The following is a 20,350-nucleotide window of genomic DNA, read 5'->3' as shown; positions in this document are numbered from 1 at the left end:
GGTGGCGTCCTCGCCCGCGTCCCGCCGTACGGGGCGCCGCCTGGCGGCCGACACCGGCCTGCTGGTGGCGGCCGCCGCGTTCTCGCTGCCCCTGGTCTGGGTGATCCTCTCCTCGGTGGACCCGCAGGCGGACCTGCGGGTGAAGGCCCCTGACGGCATCACCCTGGACAACTTCGACGCCGTCCTGAAGCCCGGCATCACCTTCACACCGCTGCTCAACAGCCTGATCCTGTGCGGCGGAGGCACGCTGCTGACCGTGGTGTGCGCGACCCTCGCCGCCTACCCTCTGTCGCGCTTCAGGTCCCGGCTGAACCGGCCGTTCCTGCTGACGATCCTGTTCGCGACCAGCCTGCCGATCACCGCGATCATGGTGCCGGTGTACGCGCTGTTCGTGCAGGTCAACCTGATCGACACGGTGCAGGGCACGATCCTGTTCTTCGCCGCCTCTCAACTGCCGTTCGCCATCTGGCTGATGAAGAACTTCATGGACGGTGTGCCAAAGGAGCTGGAGGAGGCGGCGTGGACGGACGGCGCGTCGCCGATGCAGTCGCTCACACGCGTCGTGCTGCCGCTGATGGGGCCGGGGGTGGCGGTGGTGACGGTGTTCTCGTTCGTGATGATGTGGGGCAACTTCTTCGTGCCCTTCATGCTGCTGCTCACTCCGGACCAGATGCCGGCGTCGGTGAGCATCAACGAGTTCTTTGGCAACCGGGGCATGGTGGCGTACGGGCAGCTGGCCGCGTTCTCGGTCATCTACTCGACGCCGGTGATCCTGTTGTACGTGCTCGTGGCGCGTCGTCTGGGCGGCGGATTCGCGTTGGGCGGAGCCGTCAAGGGATGAGCGCGGGGGCAGGTCGCCACCCCTCGGCAAGGGCACCATGCCGAGGGGCTGGCACGGCCGGCGCCGCCCGCATCGTCGAGAACCTCGGGGCGACGGTCGGGAGGACCGCCTGCCGGAGCGGTTCCTAGAACACCGACTCCGCCTCGTCCATCCGGTCCTTCGGCACTGTCTTCAGCTCGGTGACCGCCTCCGCCAGCGGCACCATCACCACGTCGGTGCCCCGCAGCGCCGTCATCCTGCCGAACTCCTCGCGGTGCGCCGCCTCGACCGCGTGCCAGCCGAAGCGGGTCGCGAGCACCCGGTCGTAGGCGGTCGGCGTACCACCGCGCTGGACGTGACCGAGGATGACCGGCTTGGCCTCCTTACCGAGCCGCCTCTCCAGCTCGTACGCGAGGGCCGTGCCGATGCCCTGGAAGCGCTCGTGACCGTACTGGTCGATCTCGCCCTTGCCGTAGTCCATGGTGCCCTCGGCGGGGTGCGCGCCCTCGGCGACACAGACCACCGCGAACTTCTTGCCGCGCGCGAAGCGCTCCTCGACCATCTTGACCAGGTCGGCCGGGTCGAAGGGGCGCTCGGGGAGGCAGATGCCGTGGGCGCCGGCCGCCATGCCCGACTCCAGCGCGATCCAGCCGGCGTGGCGGCCCATGACCTCCACGACCATCACGCGCTGGTGGGACTCGGCCGTCGTCTTCAGGCGGTCCATCGCCTCGGTGGCCACGGTCACCGCCGTGTCGAAGCCGAAGGTGCGGTCCGTGGAGGAGATGTCGTTGTCGATCGTCTTGGGCACGCCGACGACCGGCAGACCCGCGTCCGAGAGCATCCGCGCGGCCGTCAGGGTGCCTTCGCCGCCGATCGGGATCAGCGCGTCGATGCCGAAGTCGCGGATCATGTCCGACGCGTTCCCGCAGGCCTCGCGCAGGCGGTCGCGCTCCAGGCGCGAGGAGCCGAGGATGGTGCCGCCGTGGGCCAGGATGCCGCTCACGGCGTCGAGATCCAGGGTGCGGTAGTGGCCGTCGAGCAGGCCCCGGTACCCGTCCTCGAAACCGATCACCTCGTCGCCGTACTGCGCCACCGCTCGGTGCACGATCGACCGGATCACTGCGTTCAGGCCCGGGCAGTCGCCGCCTGCGGTGAGTACTCCGATGCGCATCGTGCTGTGTCTCCTGCTCGCTGTTGATTCTGGTGAGCCAATCCGATTGTTTCACGCCCCTCCGACGGGTGCCGCGCCCGCACCCCGCCTCCGCCCTGGCCTGTGATCCGGGGGTGCTGACGGGCGCCTTATCCAGGCCCAGGGGTATTGTCAAGAAGGTTCTGCCGACCCCTCGTGGACGATGTTTGTGCGCCGCAGAACCCCACAAAAACATGCAGAATCGGTCAATGGCGCCCGTGTCAGCCACTGACGCACGGAGAGGGTGCGGAACCCCCGGGGGCGCCCCGCGCCCCTGCCCGCCACCCCGCACGAGAGACGAAACGGAGAGCACGCGTGACGCGCAGCGTGTACGTGACCGGGATCGACCGCGGCGACGGCCGCCAGGTCGTCGAACTGGGAGTCATGGAGCTCCTGACCCGGCAGGTCGACCGGGTGGGTGTGTTCCGCCCGCTCGTCCACGACGGCCCCGACCGCCTCTTCGAACTGCTGCGTGCCCGGTACCGGCTGTCGCAGGACCCGGCCACGGTGTACGGCATGGACTACCACGAGGCGTCCGCGCTCCAGGCCGAGCGAGGGACGGACGAGCTGGTGTCCACCCTCGTCGACCGTTTCCACCTCGTGGCCCGCGACTACGACGTGGTCCTCGTCCTCGGCTCCGACTTCGCCGACACCCAGCTCCCCGACGAGCTGTCCCTCAACGCCCGGCTCGCCAACGAGTTCGGGGCGTCCGTGATCCCGGTGGTGGGCGGGCGCAGCCAGACCACCGAGTCGGTGCGCGCCGAGGCGCGCAACGCCTACCGGGCGTACGACGGACTCGGCTGCGACGTCCTCGCCATGGTCGTCAACCGCGTGGCCGGCGAGGACCGGGACGAGATCGCCGAGCGGCTCGGCTCCCGGCTCCCCGTGCCGTGTCACGTCCTACCGGACGACCCGGCTCTCTCCGCCCCGACGGTCGCGCAGATCACACAGGCTCTCGGTGCCCGGGTGCTCCTCGGCGACGATGCGGGGCTGGCGCGGGACGTCCTCGACTTCGTCTTCGGCGGCGCCATGCTGCCCAACCTCCTGAGCGCCCTGACCCCGGGCTGCCTGGTGGTGACCCCGGGCGACCGAGCCGATCTGGTCATCGGCTCGCTCGCCGCCCACAGCGCGGGGAACCCGCCGATAGCCGGCCTGCTGCTCACGCTGGACGAGGTGCCCGGCAGCGAGATCCTCTCCCTCGCCGACCGCCTCGCCCCGGGCACACCGGTGCTCTCGGTGTCCGGCAACAGCTTCCCCACCGCCGCCCGGCTCTTCTCCCTGGAGGGGAAGCTCAACGCGGCCACTCCGCGCAAGGCGGAGCGCGCGCTGGGCCTGTTCGAGCGGTACGTCGACACCGCCGACCTGCTCGAGCGGGTGTCCGCCCCGAGCAGCGACCGGCTCACGCCGATGATGTTCGAGCACAAGCTGCTGGAGCGGGCCCGCGCCGACAAACGCCGGGTGGTGCTCCCCGAGGGCACCGAGGAGCGCGTGCTGCACGCCGCCGAGGTGCTGCTCCGCCGAAGCGTCTGCGATCTGACGCTGCTCGGGCCCGTCGACCAGATCCGCAAGAAGGCCGCCGACCTCGGCATCGACCTCGGCGATGCGCAGCTGATCGACCCCGCCACCTCCGGCATGCGCGACACCTTCGCCGAGAAGTACGCCCGGCTCCGCGCCCACCGGGGCGTCACGGTCGAGCTGGCGTACGACGTCGTCGCGGACGTGAACTACTTCGGCACACTCATGGTCGAGGAGGGGCTCGCCGACGGCATGGTGTCCGGGGCGGTGCACTCCACGGCCGCCACCATCCGGCCCGCCTTCGAGATCATCAAGACCAAGCCGGACGCGAAGATCGTCAGCTCCGTCTTCTTCATGTGCCTCGCGGACAAGGTGCTCGTCTACGGCGACTGCGCCGTGAACCCCGACCCGAACGCCGAGCAGCTCGCCGACATCGCCGTCCAGTCGGCCACCACCGCCCGGCAGTTCGGCGTGGAGCCGCGGATCGCGATGCTGTCGTACTCCACCGGCACCTCCGGCTCGGGCGCCGACGTGGACAAGGTGCGTGAGGCCACCGAGCTGGTGCGGCTGCGCGACGGCGATCTCATGATCGAGGGCCCGATCCAGTACGACGCCGCGGTCGAGCCCAGCGTGGCGGCGACCAAGCTGCCGGACTCGAAGGTCGCCGGACAGGCGTCCGTACTGATCTTCCCCGACCTCAACACCGGCAACAACACCTACAAGGCCGTACAGCGCTCGGCCGGTGCGATCGCCGTCGGCCCCGTCCTGCAGGGCCTGCGCAAGCCGGTCAACGACCTGTCCCGGGGCGCACTCGTCCAGGACATCGTCAACACGGTCGCCATCACGGCGATACAGGCCCAGAACCCCGTCGAGAAGGCAGACCGGTGAGCCAGACCCACGTACTCGTCCTCAACTCCGGCTCCTCGTCGGTGAAGTACCAGCTGCTGGACATGCGGGACAGCAGCCGGCTGGCCGTGGGCCTCGTCGAGCGCATCGGCGAACAGACGTCCCGGATCAAGCACACGGCGCTCACCACCGGCTGCACCCGTGAGCAGAACGGGCCGGTCGCCGACCACCAGGCGGCCCTGAAGGCGGTCGCCGAGGAGCTGGCCCGGGACGGGCTGGGGCTCGACTCGCCCGAGCTCGCCGCCATCGGCCACCGCGTGGTGCACGGCGGCATGTTCTTCAGCGAGCCCACCGTGATCGACGACGCCGTGCTCACCGAGATCGAACGGCTGATCCCCGTCGCGCCGCTGCACAACGCGGCCAACCTCACCGGCATCCGCACGGCCATGGCGCTGCGCCCGGACCTGCCGCACGTCGCCGTTTTCGACACGGCGTTCCACACCACCATGCCGGAGCACGCCGCACGGTACGCGATCGACACGAAGATCGCGGACCGGCACAGGGTGCGGCGCTACGGGTTCCACGGGACCTCGCACGCGTATGTGTCCCGGGAGACCGCCAAGCTGCTGGGCAAGGCGCCGGACGAGGTCAACGTCATCGTGCTGCATCTGGGCAACGGCGCGTCCGCCTCGGCGGTCAGGGGCGGCCGGTGCGTGGACACGTCCATGGGGCTCACGCCCCTGGAGGGGCTGGTGATGGGGACACGCTCCGGGGACCTGGATCCCGCCGTCATCTTCCATTTGGAGCGCGTTGGCGGAATGTCCATGGACGAGATCGACACTCTCCTCAACAAGAGGAGCGGTCTGTTCGGTCTGTGCGGCGACAACGACATGCGGGAAATTCAGCGCCGGATCGACGAGGGCGACGCACAGGCGCGGCTCGCTTTCGACATCTACATCCATCGGCTGAAGAAGTACATCGGCGCCTACTACGCGGTACTCGGCAGGGTGGACGCGATCGTCTTCACCGCCGGAGTCGGCGAGAACGCGGCGCCGGTGCGCGAGGCTGCCGTCATGGGCCTCGAGGAGCTGGGCCTCGCGGTGGACGGCGACTTGAACGGGGTACACGGCGACGAGCCGCGGCTGATCTCGCCCGCCGACGCGCGGGTGGCGGTCGCCGTGGTGCCCACCGACGAGGAACTGGAGATCGCCACACAGACCTACGCATTGGTCGGAAAGGGCAACGGAACATATTCGACGGCTCTCGCCTGAGCGCGAACCCGCCCACTTGTATCTTCCGCCAGACGGAATATTCCGCAGCGAAACAAACCGATAGGATCGCCCCATGCGCCGTTCGAAAATCGTCTGCACGCTCGGCCCCGCGGTCGACTCCCATGAAATGCTCGTATCGCTGATCGAAGCCGGCATGAATGTGGCCCGCTTCAACTTCAGCCACGGCACGCACGAAGAGCACGAGGCTCGGTATGTCCGCGTCCGTACCGCGGCCGCCGAGACCGGCAGGGCCGTCGGTGTCCTCGCCGACCTGCAGGGCCCGAAGATCCGTCTGGAGACCTTCTCGGAGGGCCCGGTCGAGCTGGTGCGCGGTGACGAGTTCACCATCACCGTCGAGGACGTTCCGGGCGACAAGCACATCTGCGGTACGACGTACAAGGGCCTGCCGGGCGACGTCTCCAAGGGCGACCCGATCCTGATCAACGACGGCAACGTCGAGCTGAAGGTCGTGGACGTCGAGGGCCCCCGGGTGAAGGCGATCGTCATCGAGGGCGGCGTGATCTCCGACCACAAGGGCATCAACCTGCCCGGTGCGGCGGTGAACGTCCCGGCGCTGTCGGAGAAGGACATCGAGGACCTGCGGTTCGCACTGCGCATGGGCTGCGACATGGTCGCGCTGTCGTTCGTGCGGGACGCGGACGACGTCAAGGACGTCCACCGGATCATGGACGAGGAGGGACGGCGCGTCCCGGTCATCGCCAAGGTGGAGAAGCCGCAGGCGGTGGCGAACATGGAGGACGTCGTGATGGCGTTCGACGGCGTGATGGTCGCCCGCGGCGACCTGGCCGTCGAGTACCCGCTCGAGAAGGTCCCGATGGTGCAGAAGCGGCTCATCGAGCTGTGCCGCCGCAACGCCAAGCCGGTGATCGTGGCGACCCAGATGATGGAGTCGATGATCACCAACTCCCGTCCGACCCGCGCCGAGGCCTCCGACGTGGCCAACGCCATCCTGGACGGCACCGACGCGGTCATGCTGTCGGCGGAGTCGAGCGTGGGCGCGTACCCGATCGAGACCGTCAAGACGATGTCGAAGATCGTGCAGGCGGCCGAGGAGGAGCTGCTCGCCAAGGGCCTGCAGCCGCTCGTCCCGGGCAAGAAACCGCGCACCCAGGGCGGTTCGGTGGCGCGCGCCGCGGCCGAGATCGCGGACTTCCTGGGCGGCAAGGGCCTGGTGGCCTTCACCAAGTCCGGTGACACCGCCCGCCGGCTGTCCCGCTACCGGGCCTGCCAGCCGATCCTGGCGTTCACCACGGACGAGTCCACACGCAACCAGCTGGCGCTGAGCTGGGGCGTGGAGTCCCACGTCGTGCCGTTCGTGAACAGCACCGACGAAATGGTCAGTCTGGTCGACCAGGAACTGACGCGGCTCAAGCGGTTCAACGGCGGCGACATCGTGATCATCACGGCCGGCTCCCCGCCCGGTGTCCCCGGAACCACGAACATGGTCCGGGTGCACCACCTGGGCGAGGACCACCGCGGCTGACCCGGTCCACCAACCCACCCCGAGCACAGCCGTGGCCCGGTCCCCCTCGCGGAGGACCGGGCCACGGCTGTTTGTGCGGCTCCCGAACAGGTCTGGAGAGTGCTCAGCCCCCGGTGACGTACTGGTGCATGCCGGGCACCGTCAGCGTGCCGCCGAACTGACCGGCCTGGGTGACCTTCACGTTGGTGAAGTAGATGATCGGGATGTTCAGCGGCGGCGGGTTGTCCGGGCTGAACGTCACCGGGATCAGACCCAGCAGGTTGCCGGAGATGCTCTCCGTGTACATCACCGTCTTGCCGTCACGGATCGTGGACGTCGATCCCTTGGCGGCCTGGACGTGGTACGTCTCGCCCTTCTGGCCGTCGACGAGCTGGTGCAGGTCGCCGATGTCGGTGCCGTTGGAGATGACGTACTTCAGGACCTTCTTGACGGTGCCGTTGGCGGTGCGCACCTTGACGATGCCCTGGTAATCGGCGCCCTTGAGGAGCAGCGAGCTGGCCTCCAGGCGCCAAGGATCGTCCGGCAGCGCCGTGATCTTCTCCACGTCGCCCTGGTCGTCGGTGGCCGCGACACAGCCGTCCGGGAGCTCGGTGGAGCCCGGGGACGGGCTCGCGGCCGCGGACGCCACGGACTTCACCGCGTCGTCGGCCGACTTGGTGACCTCGGAGATCGCCTTGCCCGCCGTGTCCGTCGTGTCCTTCACGGTGTTGTTGACCGTGTCGGTCACCGTCTTGGTGGTGTCCTTGACGGTGCCGGACAAGGACGTGTCCTTCGTCGCGGAGGCCGAGGCGGACGGCGTGGGGGCCGCGCTCGACGACGAGCTCGAGCCGGAGCCGCCGCCGAGGATGCCCGAGAGGGTGTCCCCGACGGTGCCCAGCAGGTCGCCGCCGCCTGCGGAGGCGGACGGAGCCGGCGTGGACGTACCGCCGCCGGACGCGCCCGAGGAGGACGCGGACGGCTCGGGCGTGCCCTTGTCGCCGGAACCTGAATCCGGCGAAGAGGCCGTGCCCGGCGTACTGTCCGACGGCTTGTCCGCCGAGGCCGACGCCGTCGGCTCCGGCGTGTCCGCCGACTTGGACGCGCTCGCCGAGGCGGAGGGCGACGGCGAGGCCGAAGCGTCCTTGGAGTCCTGGGGGTCCAGGGCCTCCACGCACTTCTGGTACTCGTCGACGGACATGCTCTTGGACGGCGAGTGGTCGTCGGCACTGGCGAACGCCGTGTTGAGCCCCACCCCCATGAAGACCGCTGACGGCATCGCCGCCAGGGCTATCGCCTTGCCCGCCGGCATGTGGAACCTGGTGAACAGCGGCTTTCTGGGGGCCGCGTGACGCGGCCCGGTTCTCGTACGGGACGCGTCCACGTCAGTCCCGTCGGTCACCTCGTCAGCCGGCACTGTGCCTCCCGTTCGCCCCGTTGGCCGGGCTCGTTCCTGACAGATCGTTCGGCGCGACCATCCCGTCCGCCGCCTTGCCGAGCCCGACCTCCGGTGCACCGTCCTGCTCCCCGCCGGTCTCCTCGGCCGGCTGCGCCTCCGACGGCTTCCCCGGCGCCCACGACACGGCCATGGCCCCGCCGATGAGGGCGAGCAGGAAGCCGATGATGAAGCCGCCGAAGTTGGAGACGGGGAGGGACACCAGTCCCAGCAGAATCGCCGCGACACCGGCGAAGGTGCGGATGTGCTTCTGGAACCAGAGGCTTATGCCCAGGACGACGAGCAGCACACCGATGATCAGGGAGCCGGCGCCGGCGGTGGTGGCCATCGCCAGTGTCAGGTGGCCGACCTGCAAGTGCGCATACGGGAAGTACATGATCGGAAAGCCGCCGAGCATGACGAACAGACCGGCCCAGAACGGCCGGGTGCCCCGCCAGGCGCGGAACTGCAGCCTCCGGCGGGTGAACTGGCCGGGTACGGCAGAAGTCTCGGCGCTCATGGAAAACAGCTCCCTGGTGCAGCGTTGCTGTGGTGAGGGTGTGGTGCGATGAAAGTGTGGGGGGTGTGTGAAACGCGACCGGAGATTGGTACGGGCGGGAGGCGCCTTCGGCTCCCCCCGCCCGTCACCGAGTGCCTAGTAGCACTCGTGCGTGCCCGTCTGCAGCTTCATCTTCAGCCCGGGCAGAGTGAAGGTGCCGGCGGTGGTGGCCCACGCCGTCTGCTGCACGCCGTACAGGTCCGCCCCCTCGGCCTGCTGAGCGAAGCCGTACGGGTTGGCCTGCTCCTTGCCGCCCTTCATGCCAGGGCCCTTGCCGCCCTTGTTCGGGCCCGTGTCGCCGGCGGCAACACCGATGTCGATGCCGTGGAAGACGGCACCGCCCTTGGCCTCCAGGTCCGCGACGTCGATGTACAGGTTGTCGGCGGAGACCTGGCTCTTCTTGTCGTCGCTGTTACCGGCCGTCAGCGTCAGGCTGACGGAACCGAGCAGCGGGATGTTCGGGGTGACGACCGACTGGCACAGGTTCTTGATCGTCGCGTCCTTGAAGGACGAGACCGCCACCGGGTGAATCGTCTTCTCACCGGAGAGCGTGTAGCCGGAGTCGATCGCTCCGTACTGCGCGAAGCCGTTGCCGTGGAGCTCGTCGGCCGTAACCTTGAACGACTGTCCCGACACGCTGAACGACGCGGCCAGAGCGCCCTGCGCCAGGGCCACGCCTATCGCTGCCGTCGCGGCGACGCTGGGCACCATGACCACAGCGAACCGCTTCCATCTGGTCCCGCCACGCATCTGGGACTCCATATTTCCTCCTTCTCGGACGTACATCTCCTGATCCCGACTCGCCACCGGTCAGCAGCTCAGCCGGACAGGGATGGGAGAAGTGCTACGTCCTCGGGAAGGAGAGCGCCCGCGCTCGGAGGCGCGAATCGCGCCCCAATCACCGGCGATCACCCCCGAGCGACAACCACTGGTCGCGCCTGACACGCATCACGCACAACCTGCCGGACAGGCTCCGCGACAGCGGAGACCCCCCTGTCCAGGAGCCGACGCCATTGCCGCCGGTTCCTGCTCGGTGGGGACCCACGGACACCCGTAGACCCGGCTGGCTGTCGGGTACGGCGATGGACCGAGCGTCGCCGATCGTGGTGCATTCTCGCCTCCCCCGCAAGGGGGTTCGTTACTCAGCAGTAACGGCCGGATAACCGAACCACGACAGGCGGGCATCGCCCGGCAACTCTTCGTGGCACAAAGGGAGATGACGAAACAACCGAAGAAGGGACAGAACCCGACAGATCAACAGCCTCGACTTACTCCAAGTAACAGCGACCGTGATTACCAAGATTTGGTAAAGCACGGCCGCCATGTACCTCTGTCGGCAAATCTTCACGTGGGCATCACACGCCCTGGCGTTTAGCGACTGGTCAGAACAAGGCCCTCGCAAGCGCTCTGCGCGCCGTGGTGACGCGCGGGTCCTCGGCACCGACCACTTCGAAGAGTTCCAGCAGCCGCAGCCGCGCGGCGTCCCGGTCCTCTCCCGCCGTGCGCCGCACGGTCTCGACGAGCCGCCCGAACGCGTCCTCCACGTGTCCGCCGACCAGATCCAGGTCCGCCGCCGCGATCTGGGCCGACACGTCACCGGGCTTGTCCGCCGCGTCCTTGCGCACCTTCTGCGGATCGAGGTCCTGCACCCGCTGGAGCAACTCGGCCTGCACGAGGCCCAGCTTGGCCTCGGTGTTGCCGGGGTCCTCGCCCAGCACGTTCTTGTACGCCTGGACCGCGCCGCCCAAGTCGCCCGCGTCCAGCGCCTGAACGGCCGCCTCCAGCGTCGCGTCGTGGGGGCCTGCGGGGGCCTGGGGGGCCACCTGGGCACCGCCCGGCTCGGCGTCGGGGTCGACGGTCAGACCGGTCAGCCCGAAGCGCTGCTCGGCCACTTGGACGAGCTGGTCGAGGGTGTCGCGGATCTGCTGCTCGGGGGCGGCGCCCTGGAAGAGTGGCAGCGCCTGCCCGGCGACGACGGCGAAGACGGCCGGGATCCCCTGGATGCCGAACTGCTGCATCAGCATCTGGTTGGCGTCGACGTCGATCTTGGCAAGCACGAACCGGCCGTTGTACTCACGGGCCAGCCGCTCGAGGATCGGGCTCAGCTGCTTGCAGGGCTGACACCACTCGGCCCAGAAGTCGATGACGACCGGCACCTCGGTGGACCGCTGCAGGACGTCGGTCTCGAACCCCGCCTCGTCTACGTCGATGACAAGGTCGGCCGGGGAGACCGCTCCTCCCCCGCCCTGCCGGGCCGCTTCGGCCCGCGCCTGCTCCGCCTTCGCCTTGGCCTCCTGGGCCGCCTTCACCGCGGCGAGGTCGACGACTCCGCTCATGGACATGTTCCGTGGCTGCATGAGTACATCCTCCCCCTTCCGTACGCCGCTGTGAAAAGCGCTGTGAAAGCCGTGCCCTGCCGGTGGTGCTGCGCGCCGGGTCCCCACTCGGCGCCGGTGGTCGTCGCTCACGCGTGCGTCACACGGAGGTGGACGGGCACGCTTTCGCTACGAGTCGTAGCGTAACTGCCCTCGGAGCTCACCGTGCCCAGTCCGCCGGTGATCTCCCTCACCACTCCACACAACGTCCAGAAGTGGACGGGGACCCGGCCGGATATGGTCACTGACATGGAGAGCAGCACTTCCGCCGCCCGTACGGGACGCCCGCGCAGCGCCGCCGCGGACACTGCGATCCTGGCGGCCACCCGGGAGGCGCTCGTCGAACTCGGCTGGTCGGGCCTCACACTGGGGGACGTGGCGACCCGGGCGGGTGTCGCGAAGACGACCCTCTACCGCCGCTGGGCGGGCAAGAGCGAACTCGTGGTGGACGCGGTGGCGGAACTCTTCGACGAGCTCGAACTCCCCGACCGGGGCAGCCTCCAGGCCGACGTGGAGGGTGTGGTGCTGGAGTTCGCCGCCCTGCTGGAGCAGCCGGCGGCCAAGACCGCGCTGATGGCGGTGGTGGCCGAGGCCACGCACGACGAGGCGCTGCGGCAGCGGATCCGCGAAGCGATCGTCGACCGGCAGAAGCGGCTGGTGATCGAGGGCCGCCGGCGGGCTCAGAGTCGCGGCGAGATCCCCGCCGACCAGGGCGACCCCGCTCCACAGGTCGACCTGATCTTCGACGTGATCGCGGGTGCGGTCGTGCACCGCACCCTCGTCTCCTGCGAGGCCGTCGACGCCGACTGGGCGGCACGTTTCGCCACGGTGCTGCTCGGCGGGCTCACGGCGTACGGCTCCTGACGCCGCACGCCAGGCGTTCTTGGGCGTCGTGCAGCGGGCCTTCCGGCCCGCGCCCCCGGAAGTTCACCCAGTGCGCGGCACGGGCCTCTTGCCGCATGTGTCATGTCACCGCCATGCTTGTCGGCGCGGGAGTCTACCCGCATAGATCCGCATCACGGGCTCCACCTGACAGTGAGACATCGTCCACTCGCCTCCCGGAGGATCGATCCACGTGAGACCTCGTCACCCCCGTCGGCGCGGCATCGGCGCCGTCGCGGCGTCCCTGGTCGCTCTTTGTACCGCCCAGACACTGGGCGCGCTGCCGGCCACTGCGGCCCCGAAGACCCCCAGCCCCTCGTCCGTCGTCAGCACGGCGGAGGACCACGCCGCCCGTGCGATAGCCGGCTCGCTCACCGACTCCGCCTGGCGCGCCCGCGTCCGGGAGGCGGCGCTCACCTCCGACGAGGTGGCCGTCACCGCCCTGGCCGGCCAGGCCGACGGCACCCTGAAGTCCGCTCTGGCCGCGGCCGATCGCCGGATCGCCGCCGCCAAGGGCCTGGACGCCGGGGTCGGCTCGCTGCTGCGGCTGCGGCTCGGCGACGGGTCCATGCGCGCCGCGCTCGCGGCCGGGACCACGCCCTGGGTGGCCGCGGCCGCCTCGGACGACGACGCCGCCACGGTCACCGCCTACGACAGCCGGGGCCGGACCCACACGCTCGACGCCCGCACGGCGCCGGCGCACCCGGTGTACGTCGTGGACATCGACGGCTCCAAGGCGCTGGCCGCCGGTCTGGACGTCCTGAACGAGGAACTCGCCCGCTACGGCGTGGCCTCCGCCGCGTCGGCCCCTCAGCAGGCCCCTGCGGCCCCCTCGCGGGCGTCGGCGTCCGCCGCGGGCTTCTGGACCACCCGCATCACCTCGGTCGAGCTCTCGGACGACGAGGAGCCCTGGATCAAGGGCGACGCCGAGATCTACACCCTCGTCACCGGCTTCGGCCAGGACGGCGCCGTCCGGGTGGACCCCGTCGACATGCCGTACCTGGACAACGACGGCACGGTCTACCGGCCCAACCAGATCCTGGTCAACTGGTCGCTCTACAAGTACAACCTGGCCGACGCCGTGATGATGGAGGACGACGGCAGCACCAACTACCGCGACCTCGCCAAGGCGATCGCCACCGCGCTGCTCACCATCGCCGACCAGGGCACCTACATTCCGCTGGTGAACGCGGTCCTTGACGCGCTCCCGGACGACTGGTGGACGGACGACCCCGACTACGTCGACTCCTGGTACACCCTGGCCCAGAGCGACAACGGCACCCGCTACGGCGCCCGGGGCAACGGCTGGATGACCGTGGAGCCCTACTTCGTGCAGGAGTTCTGAGGCGCCGGGCCGACGACGACAGGAGGGGCCGGCGGCAACCTGGTTCCCGCCGGCCCCTTCTGTGTCCGGTCTCAGAAGTGCACGCGTCATGTGTGCGGTCTCAGAAGTGCACGGGCTCGGTGTAGACGCCCCACTCCTCTCGCAGCACCCCGCAGATCTCCCCGAGCGTCGCCTCCGCGCGGACGGCCTCGAGCATCGGCTCGATCATGTTGTCCCCGGACCGCGCGGCGGCCAGCATGCGGTCGAGCGCCGAACGTACCGTGGCGTCGTCCCGGCCGGCCTTCCGCTCGCCCAGCACCCGCACCTGCTCCCGCTCCACCTCATGGCTGACCCGCAGGATCTCCAGATCGCCGGTGACGGACCCGGTGTGGACGTTCACGCCGACGACGTTCTTGTCACCCTTCTCCAGCGCCTGCTGGTACCGGAACGCGGACTCCGCTATCTCGCCCGTGAACCAGCCGTCCTCGATGCCCCGCAGAATCCCGGAGGTGATCGGTCCGATCGGATGGCGGCCGTCCGGATGGGCCAGCAGACCGCGCTCCTTGATCTGCTCGAAGATCCGCTCGGCGTCCGCCTCGATCCGGTCCGTCAGCTGCTCGACGTACCACGAGCCACCCAGCGGGTCCGCCACGTTGGCGACCCCGGTCTCCTCCATGAGCACCTGCTGGGTTCGCAGCGCGATCTCCGCCGCCTGCGCGCTCGGCAGCGCCAGGGTCTCGTCGAGGGCGTTGGTGTGCAGCGAGTTCGTCCCGCCCAGCACGGCCGCAAGGGCCTCCACCGCCGTACGCACCACGTTGTTGTACGGCTGCTGCGCGGTCAGCGAGACACCGGCGGTCTGGGTGTGGAAGCGCAGCCACTGCGCCTTCTCGCTCCCCGCCCCGTACACGTCGCGCAGCCATCGGGCCCAGATGCGGCGCGCCGCCCGGAACTTGGCGATCTCCTCGAAGAAATCGACGTGCGCGTCGAAGAAGAAGGACAAGCCGGGGGCGAAGACGTCCACGTCCAGTCCGCGACTGAGCCCCAGCTCCACGTATCCGAACCCGTCGGCCAGCGTGTAGGCGAGCTCCTGCGCGGCCGTCGCGCCCGCCTCCCGGATGTGGTAGCCGGAGACGGAGAGCGGCTTGTACGCAGGGATGCCGGAGGCGCAGTACTCCATCAGGTCGCCGATCAGGCGAAGATGCGGCTCGGGCTGGAAGAGCCACTCCTTCTGGGCGATGTACTCCTTGAAGATGTCGGTCTGCAGCGTGCCGTTGAGCACGGCGAGGTCGACCCCCTGCCGTTCGGCGGCGACGAGGTACATGCAGAAGACGGGGACGGCCGGGCCACTGATCGTCATCGAGGTCGTGACGTCGCCGAGCGGAATGTCCTTGAAGAGGACCTCCATGTCCGCCGCCGAGTCGATCGCCACGCCGCAGTGCCCGACCTCGCCCAGGGAGCGCGGATCGTCGGAGTCGCGGCCCATGAGGGTCGGCATGTCGAAGGCCACGCTCAGACCCCCGCCGCCGGCGTCCAGGATCATCTTGTAGCGCTCGTTGGTCTGCTCGGCGTTGCCGAAGCCGGCGAACTGCCGGATGGTCCACGTCCGCCCCCGGTAGCCGGTCGGGTACAGGCCGCGCGTGAAGGGGTACTCACCCGGCCAGCCGATCCGTTCGAATCCCTCGTACGTGTCGCCGGGGCGCGGACCGTACGTGGGCTCCACGGGGTCGCCGGAGAGCGTGGTGAAGTCGGCCTCACGCTTGCGTGCGGCGTCGTAGCGGGCCTGCCAGCGTCGGCGGCCCTCCTCGATGGCGTCAGCGTCCATACCGTCGAATTTACTAGGACGTCCAAGTAAATGTCGACCGCTTGCGGAGGTGACGTGCGCCAAAGCCGCCCACCGGCGGCGTGGGGCCGCCCCGTGCGCGGTCGTCCCACGCAGGCCCGTCGGTGGGGGCCTCAGGCCTTGACGACGGCGGGCGCCTCGTCCGTGAGCCTCGTCTCCAGCTCGCGGGTGACCTTGCGCTCCACGAAGAAGGCGGCCGTCGGGATCGTCCCCGCCAGGAGAACCCACAGTTGCTTGCCGACCGGCCACTTCGCCTTGGCACCGAGATCGAAGGCGAAGATCAGGTAGACGACGTACAGCCAGCCGTGCGCGATGCCGACGACGCGGGTGAAGTCCGCGGCGCCGTTGACGTCCAGCACGTACTTGGCGATCACACCGAGGGTCAGCAGGACCAGCAGCACGCCCGTGACATAGGCCATCACGCGGTAGCGGGTCAGCACGCTCTTTTTCATGCGGACGAGCGTAACGGCCGGTTACGGGCGATCTTCGGGCACCCCCGCGCCGCCGGAACGCCCGCTACTCGGCCTCGAAGTCCCCCGCGGCAACGCGCAGCGGGCGCAGCATCGCGAAGATCTCACCGCACCCTTCCGCGTCGTACACACCGAGCCCGAAGTCCATCGCCATCAGGTCACGGGTAGCCGCGTCGCAGACCTCGCGGCCCTTGTCGGTGATGGAGGCGAGAGTGCCGCGGCCGTCGTCGGGGTTGGGCCGCTTGGCGACAAGGCCGGACCTCACCAGGCGGTCGACGGTGTTGGTGACCGACGTGGGGTGCACCATCAGGCGCTCCCCGATCTTCGACATGGGCAGTTCGCCCGCCTTGGAGAAGGTGAGCAGCACCAGTGCCTCGTAGCGCGCGAAGGTCAGCCCGTACGGCTTCACGATCGCGTCCACCTCGGCCAGCAGGATCTGCTGGGCCCGCATGATCGAGGTGATCGCGGCCATGGACGGCACGTTTCCCCATCGCTGTTTCCAGTGCTCGTCGGCGCGGGCGATGGGGTCGAAGGTCAGGCTGAGCGGCTTCGGCACGTCTTTGACCTTACCGGCCGGTCACATGGTGGTCAGCCCCGTCTCGCTTTTCGGTCGGCCGACGGCCCCGGGGCGCACACTGGAAGCGGAAGGCATGCGTCATGAGCCGAACGCGGAGGTGGGCCATGAGCACCCTGGAAGAACACGTCGACGTAGGTGTCCCCATCGACACGGCCTGGAACAGCCTCCACCGGGTGGAGAATTATCCCAGCTTCGTGGGCGGAGTACGCGACGTCCGCACGGAGGAGGGCGGCCGAGCACATCTGGACATCGAGGCCGGCGGTCGCGCCAAGGGGTTCGACGCCGAGGTCTCCGACCGCGGCCGGGAGCGCGTGATGGAGTGGCACACCACGGGTGGCCCCGATCTGGCGGGCTCCTTCTCGTTGCATCCCATCGACCGCGACCACACCCGGGTCCAGATTCGTCTCGAGTACGACCCCGCGACCGTCAGGGAGGCGTTCGGCGGGCCGAAGGGGTTCGCCCAGGCGAACGCGATCGAGCGGCTCGTCCGCAGCGATCTGGAGCAGTTCAAGGAGTACGTGGAACGGGAACGGTGAGCGGAGCGTCGTGAGGCTGCCGGGAGCGACGCGGCCCCGGGGCGCCTGTCCGCGCACCCGCGGACGGCGGCAGCGGATGCCGTGAGGAAAACCGCAGCGCGCAGGTGCGCGTCCCGTCCGGTCGCGTCTTCTCCTGCGCCGACACCCCGGTCCCGGAGACCGTCAGCCTGGAGTACGAGAGAACCCCGGCCCTCGGGGCCGGGGTTCTTCGTTGCCGGAAGGGGGATCACTCGCCGGACAGATACCGCTCCACCGTCTCCACCTTCGAGGTGAGGCCGTCGGTCACGGCCGGGCGGATGTCCGCCTTCAGTACCAGGGAGACTCGTGGTGCGCGCTCCTCGACCGCGGCGACGGCGCGCTTCACGACGTGCATGACTTCGTCCCACTCACCGGAACGTGGCAAGTCTGGAGTACATGAAGGAGGGGGGCTCCGCCCCGGGTCAGACCACGTAGCTCCCCGCTCCCAGGACGGTGCGGAGCCGGCCCTCCTCGCGTAGCGCCACGACAGCCTTTTGGGTTGTCGACTGGGTGACCTCGTACTCGGCGGCCAGCGCGACAGCGCCAGGGAAGCGCTCGCCGGCCTTCCACTCACCAGCGTCCAGGCGCCTGCGGAGGTCATCGGCAATCTGTGGCCAGACAGGTCGGGCGCGATCAAGGTCCATGGTGTTTAGCTTGCGCGCTGCCGTGTCACTGTGCTACCGCAGTTCTGGGGTATTGGACTACCGCGATACCGATTAACCGCGTAAGGTCGTTAACGAAGACGGCCCGGCGGAGCGGCTAACTCCCCGGGCCAGGCCGATCACCCAAGGAGTGACCGACGTGGACCAGCCTACCTACGACATCGTGTACAACGCGCTGTGGCGCCGCGGAATGAGCCACGAGGAAGCGGACCTGGCCGCGTGCCAGGCGGCAGTGCAAATGGCCGCGGCGACCGCGGACGACACCTGCGGGGCGGAGCGCCCCGGTATCGACCCTGCCTCGCTCAGCGAGGCTGACGCGGACTGCGCGCTGGCCCTGGGGCACGAGGCGTACGAGGACCACTACAACGGCATTTCGTCGTGGCCTGTACGGCAGGAGGAACTGTCGGTGTCGGAGGCCATCGTTAACGCAGTCGACGCTGCACGCGTCAGGCTGGACGCGGCCCAGTCCGGTCTCCGTCAGGCCCTGGAGGCGTCGCGGGCGGTGAACGCCGCATGACCAGCCCTCGCTACCTCGGTACCGACCCAGCCACGGGACACAGCGTGTACGTCTCCGCGGAGCCTGGAGGCGCCCTGGACCTCCTGGCAGACGAATCCAGCCTCGCGGCAGCGGCAGCCCTTCACGCGGTTGTATCCGCTGTCCTCGAAGCTGACGAGGCGACAGCGGAAGAGCTGGCCGTGTTCGCCCCTGCCCTGACGGACGCCCTGGGCGAAGTGATCGGCGTCGCAGCGAAGCACATCGAGCGCATCCCGCTCGATCAACCGGTCTATGGCACCGCTGCACGTGCCCTGCGTGACGCGCTACGCGGCGGCCACGAGGACACCGCGACCGGCTGACGCGGACACAGCGCGGACAGCGCGGACAACGCAGAAAGGCCCCTGGCCACCTCCCAGAAGGGAAGCGGTCAGGGGCCTTCGTCGTGGCCAGGCACGTGGCCAGGAGGTCGGACAGGTCGGCGGCCAGGCCGGACAGCCAGGCTGGCAGCGGACAGAAAGAGCCAATCCGCGGCCAGGATCACGCCAGTCGTTTACGGTCAGCGTGACGAATGCGCAGGTCAGGCAGGGTGGACAGTCGTTTACGACGTCGGCCTGGCAGCGGACGCAGCGTCATCGCTGACCGGAAGTCCTGACGCAAGGCGGACAGTGCGGCCAGGATGTCCGCGGCTGTCGGCTGACTGGCCGCGGGTCGGGCGTTCACGATTCCATCGCCTCCAGACGACAGCGCAGACACGTTGAGCCGGGCATGACGCCGAACATGTGCGTGCGGCAGACGGTCCAGCCAGGTTCCCCGTCCCTCCAGGGCCCGTAAACCCCAGGAGGACGTGAGCCAGGCGTGTGCGCGGCCTTCCTGGCCTTCGCTGCCTGTTGGCGCTTACTGGCCATCGTCGTCCCCGATCTCGTAGCCCATGCGGGCACGGCTGGCAGGCGACAGGCCCAGCGAATCGGCGAGCGACTTGATCTCCCGGATCGTGGCAGCGGTACCGGAGCCGTCGAAGAGCTGGGCTTCCAGGTGAACGTAGGCAGCGACGAGGCCCAGTTCGGCCTCACCCCACAACCAGGCCACGGCGGACGCGAACAGTTCGTCCCAGCGCTGCTGCTGGGCGTCGCTGAAGTTCGCGCCAGGCGGGGCCGGCGGGACCGGCAGGTCACAGATGGTCGGCAGGCGAGTAGCCTTGCCTCCGCCGGTCATCGGTTTACGACGAGTGTGTTGCTGCATGCCTCGGACTCCGGGCATGGGTACCTCCAAAGTAGTCACGGAGTGTCGCCGCTGGATCGCGGCCAAAAGTTGATTCACGTCGCGCACCCCCCAGACACCTCCCGTGCGCTGAGGATCCCCATGGTCAAGGGGGTCACCCCCCGGGGTGGGGGTCACCGTCTGTGATGCTCAGCGAAGATCGTTAACGCATCGCTGCGCAGCGGAGCTGACGCGGTCGGCATGATGCCTGCGCCTGGTGTGGTGCCAGGCAGGTGGGCAGCGAGGGGCAGACGTTCACGGTCGGCCGAAGCTTTCGCCCGCTGTCTTCCGTGAGTGGCACGAGGTGCACAGACTCTGCCAGTTGTCTGGGTCGAAGGCTCGCGGACCTTGAAGGCCCAGGCCGTCTATGTGGTCCACCTGGGTAGCCGCTGGCCGGAGTGGCGCGGGGATCTCAGCGCAGGTAGGGGACTGGCATAGCGGGTCTTTCCGCAGCTTGCCTTTGCTCAGCTTGTCCCAGTGCGTGCGGAGGCTGGGGGTAGCCGTGTAGCTGTCGCGGTAGCGACGGCCCTGCGCGTTGCTGCGGGAGTGTGCCTTGCACTTGCCCTTCCACGTAAGGCACGGGCAGCGGTGGACCGGGCAAGTCTGCATGGCGCGTGCGCCCTTCGGCTTCGGGCCAGGGTCGCAGGGACCGTGTGTCGCAGGCTCGGCAGGCTCCGCGGCCTGGGGCGGCCCTGGGGGGCGTTCAGGGGCCGTAGGGGCCTGCGCAGGGCCCGCGGAGAGGTCGTCCGGCCAGACACCGTCAACGGGGAGGACGAGGCCGGTACGAAACCAGGTAGC

21 protein-coding genes and 1 pseudogene are annotated in these 20,350 nt (G+C 69.2%); 10 read left to right on the top strand and 12 right to left on the bottom strand.

From position 1 onward, the window contains the following. Position 1: 1 nt before the first annotated feature. Complete coding sequence (locus VXC91_RS11620; RefSeq protein WP_329507043.1) at positions 2-841, top strand: carbohydrate ABC transporter permease; 840 nt, start codon at positions 2-4, stop codon at positions 839-841. A 124-nt stretch (positions 842-965) separates the two neighbouring features. On the opposite strand, the gene VXC91_RS11615 is transcribed toward VXC91_RS11620, so the two are convergent. After that, the gene (locus tag VXC91_RS11615; protein WP_329507042.1) at positions 966-1,991 is read right to left on the bottom strand and encodes an ATP-dependent 6-phosphofructokinase; all 1,026 of its coding nucleotides are present in this window, start codon (positions 1,989-1,991) and stop codon (positions 966-968) included. Between the two features lie 333 nt (positions 1,992-2,324). Here VXC91_RS11615 and pta point away from each other — a divergent pair, with 333 nt between their 5' ends. From pta to pyk, 3 genes are all read left to right on the top strand, one after another. Beyond that, positions 2,325-4,412, top strand: coding sequence for a phosphate acetyltransferase (gene pta, locus VXC91_RS11610; protein WP_329507041.1), 2,088 nt, complete (start codon positions 2,325-2,327; stop codon positions 4,410-4,412). Beyond that, positions 4,409-5,641: an acetate kinase gene (locus VXC91_RS11605; protein WP_329507040.1), complete on the top strand. Its 1,233-nt coding sequence runs from the start codon at positions 4,409-4,411 to the stop codon at positions 5,639-5,641. Before pta ends, VXC91_RS11605 begins: the two co-directional genes overlap by 4 nt. Positions 5,642-5,714: 73 nt before the next feature. Continuing rightward, positions 5,715-7,145: a pyruvate kinase gene (gene pyk / locus VXC91_RS11600; RefSeq protein ID WP_329507039.1), complete on the top strand. Its 1,431-nt coding sequence runs from the start codon at positions 5,715-5,717 to the stop codon at positions 7,143-7,145. A 103-nt stretch (positions 7,146-7,248) separates the two neighbouring features. Here the strand turns inward: pyk and VXC91_RS11595 are convergent, their stop codons facing one another. After that, positions 7,249-7,905 (bottom strand): hypothetical protein, encoded by a 657-nt coding sequence (locus tag VXC91_RS11595; RefSeq protein ID WP_329507038.1) that lies wholly within the window; start codon positions 7,903-7,905, stop codon positions 7,249-7,251. On the opposite strand from VXC91_RS11595, the gene VXC91_RS11590 reads away from it, so the two are divergent. Further along, positions 7,883-8,473 carry a hypothetical protein gene (locus tag VXC91_RS11590; RefSeq protein WP_329507037.1) on the top strand — a complete coding sequence of 197 codons (591 nt, stop codon included), beginning with the start codon at positions 7,883-7,885 and terminating at the stop codon, positions 8,471-8,473. The genes VXC91_RS11595 and VXC91_RS11590 overlap by 23 nt on opposite strands. A 54-nt stretch (positions 8,474-8,527) precedes the next feature. Here the strand turns inward: VXC91_RS11590 and VXC91_RS11585 are convergent, their stop codons facing one another. The 3 genes from VXC91_RS11585 to VXC91_RS11575 all read right to left on the bottom strand — a co-directional run bounded on the left by VXC91_RS11585 (position 8,528) and on the right by VXC91_RS11575 (position 11,472). After that, positions 8,528-9,076, bottom strand: coding sequence for a DUF6114 domain-containing protein (locus VXC91_RS11585; protein WP_329507036.1), 549 nt, complete (start codon positions 9,074-9,076; stop codon positions 8,528-8,530). Positions 9,077-9,211: 135 nt separating this feature from the next. Next, a complete protein-coding gene (locus VXC91_RS11580) occupies positions 9,212-9,877 on the bottom strand; it encodes a DUF6230 family protein (RefSeq protein ID WP_329507035.1) in 666 nt (221 codons plus the stop codon). A gap of 620 nt (positions 9,878-10,497) precedes the next feature. Then, positions 10,498-11,472 (bottom strand): tetratricopeptide repeat protein, encoded by a 975-nt coding sequence (locus VXC91_RS11575; protein ID WP_329507034.1) that lies wholly within the window; start codon positions 11,470-11,472, stop codon positions 10,498-10,500. Positions 11,473-11,739: 267 nt separating this feature from the next. Here VXC91_RS11575 and VXC91_RS11570 point away from each other — a divergent pair, with 267 nt between their 5' ends. Beyond that, the gene (locus VXC91_RS11570; RefSeq protein WP_329507033.1) at positions 11,740-12,354 is read left to right on the top strand and encodes a TetR/AcrR family transcriptional regulator; all 615 of its coding nucleotides are present in this window, start codon (positions 11,740-11,742) and stop codon (positions 12,352-12,354) included. A 211-nt stretch (positions 12,355-12,565) separates the two neighbouring features. Beyond that, a complete protein-coding gene (locus VXC91_RS11565) occupies positions 12,566-13,717 on the top strand; it encodes a DUF3103 family protein (RefSeq protein ID WP_329507032.1) in 1,152 nt (383 codons plus the stop codon). 100 nt (positions 13,718-13,817) lie between these two features. Here the strand turns inward: VXC91_RS11565 and VXC91_RS11560 are convergent, their stop codons facing one another. The 3 genes from VXC91_RS11560 to VXC91_RS11550 form a co-directional block, all read right to left on the bottom strand. After that, positions 13,818-15,518, bottom strand: coding sequence for an acyl-CoA mutase large subunit family protein (locus tag VXC91_RS11560; protein WP_329507031.1), 1,701 nt, complete (start codon positions 15,516-15,518; stop codon positions 13,818-13,820). A 131-nt stretch (positions 15,519-15,649) separates the two neighbouring features. Next, the gene (locus tag VXC91_RS11555; RefSeq protein WP_329507030.1) at positions 15,650-15,988 is read right to left on the bottom strand and encodes a DUF3817 domain-containing protein; all 339 of its coding nucleotides are present in this window, start codon (positions 15,986-15,988) and stop codon (positions 15,650-15,652) included. 64 nt (positions 15,989-16,052) lie between these two features. After that, a complete protein-coding gene (locus VXC91_RS11550; protein ID WP_329507029.1) occupies positions 16,053-16,562 on the bottom strand; it encodes a MarR family winged helix-turn-helix transcriptional regulator in 510 nt (169 codons plus the stop codon). Between the two features lie 125 nt (positions 16,563-16,687). Between VXC91_RS11550 and VXC91_RS11545 the strand changes: the two genes are divergently transcribed. Then, a complete protein-coding gene (locus VXC91_RS11545; protein WP_329507028.1) occupies positions 16,688-17,119 on the top strand; it encodes an SRPBCC family protein in 432 nt (143 codons plus the stop codon). A gap of 226 nt (positions 17,120-17,345) precedes the next feature. On the opposite strand, the pseudogene VXC91_RS11540 reads toward VXC91_RS11545, so the two are convergent. Both VXC91_RS11540 and VXC91_RS11535 read right to left on the bottom strand, forming a co-directional pair. Then, positions 17,346-17,510: pseudogene (locus VXC91_RS11540) on the bottom strand (thiamine-binding protein); the annotation flags it as partial. Positions 17,511-17,559: 49 nt separating this feature from the next. Continuing rightward, entirely contained in the window at positions 17,560-17,781 is a 222-nt protein-coding gene (locus tag VXC91_RS11535) for a GntR family transcriptional regulator (protein ID WP_329507027.1), read from the bottom strand. 157 nt (positions 17,782-17,938) lie between these two features. On the opposite strand from VXC91_RS11535, the gene VXC91_RS11530 reads away from it, so the two are divergent. Next, positions 17,939-18,316, top strand: coding sequence for a hypothetical protein (locus tag VXC91_RS11530; RefSeq protein ID WP_329507026.1), 378 nt, complete (start codon positions 17,939-17,941; stop codon positions 18,314-18,316). After that, positions 18,313-18,654, top strand: a complete 342-nt coding sequence (locus VXC91_RS11525) for a hypothetical protein (RefSeq protein WP_329507025.1) — start codon at positions 18,313-18,315, stop codon at positions 18,652-18,654. Before VXC91_RS11530 ends, VXC91_RS11525 begins: the two co-directional genes overlap by 4 nt. 535 nt (positions 18,655-19,189) lie before the next feature. Here VXC91_RS11525 and VXC91_RS11520 read toward each other — a convergent pair. Together VXC91_RS11520 and VXC91_RS11515 are read right to left on the bottom strand one after the other, a co-directional pair. Beyond that, positions 19,190-19,534 (bottom strand): hypothetical protein, encoded by a 345-nt coding sequence (locus tag VXC91_RS11520; RefSeq protein WP_329507024.1) that lies wholly within the window; start codon positions 19,532-19,534, stop codon positions 19,190-19,192. Between the two features lie 273 nt (positions 19,535-19,807). After that, the gene (locus VXC91_RS11515) at positions 19,808-20,161 is read right to left on the bottom strand and encodes an HNH endonuclease signature motif containing protein (RefSeq protein ID WP_329507052.1); all 354 of its coding nucleotides are present in this window, start codon (positions 20,159-20,161) and stop codon (positions 19,808-19,810) included. Positions 20,162-20,350 lie beyond the last annotated feature (189 nt).

Origin of the sequence: Streptomyces chiangmaiensis, assembly GCF_036281785.1 — a bacterium.
In the GTDB taxonomy this organism is placed as follows: domain Bacteria; phylum Actinomycetota; class Actinomycetes; order Streptomycetales; family Streptomycetaceae; genus Streptomyces; species Streptomyces chiangmaiensis.
Note: the sequence above shows the minus strand (reverse complement) of the source record. Positions and strands in the feature narration are given on the sequence as shown.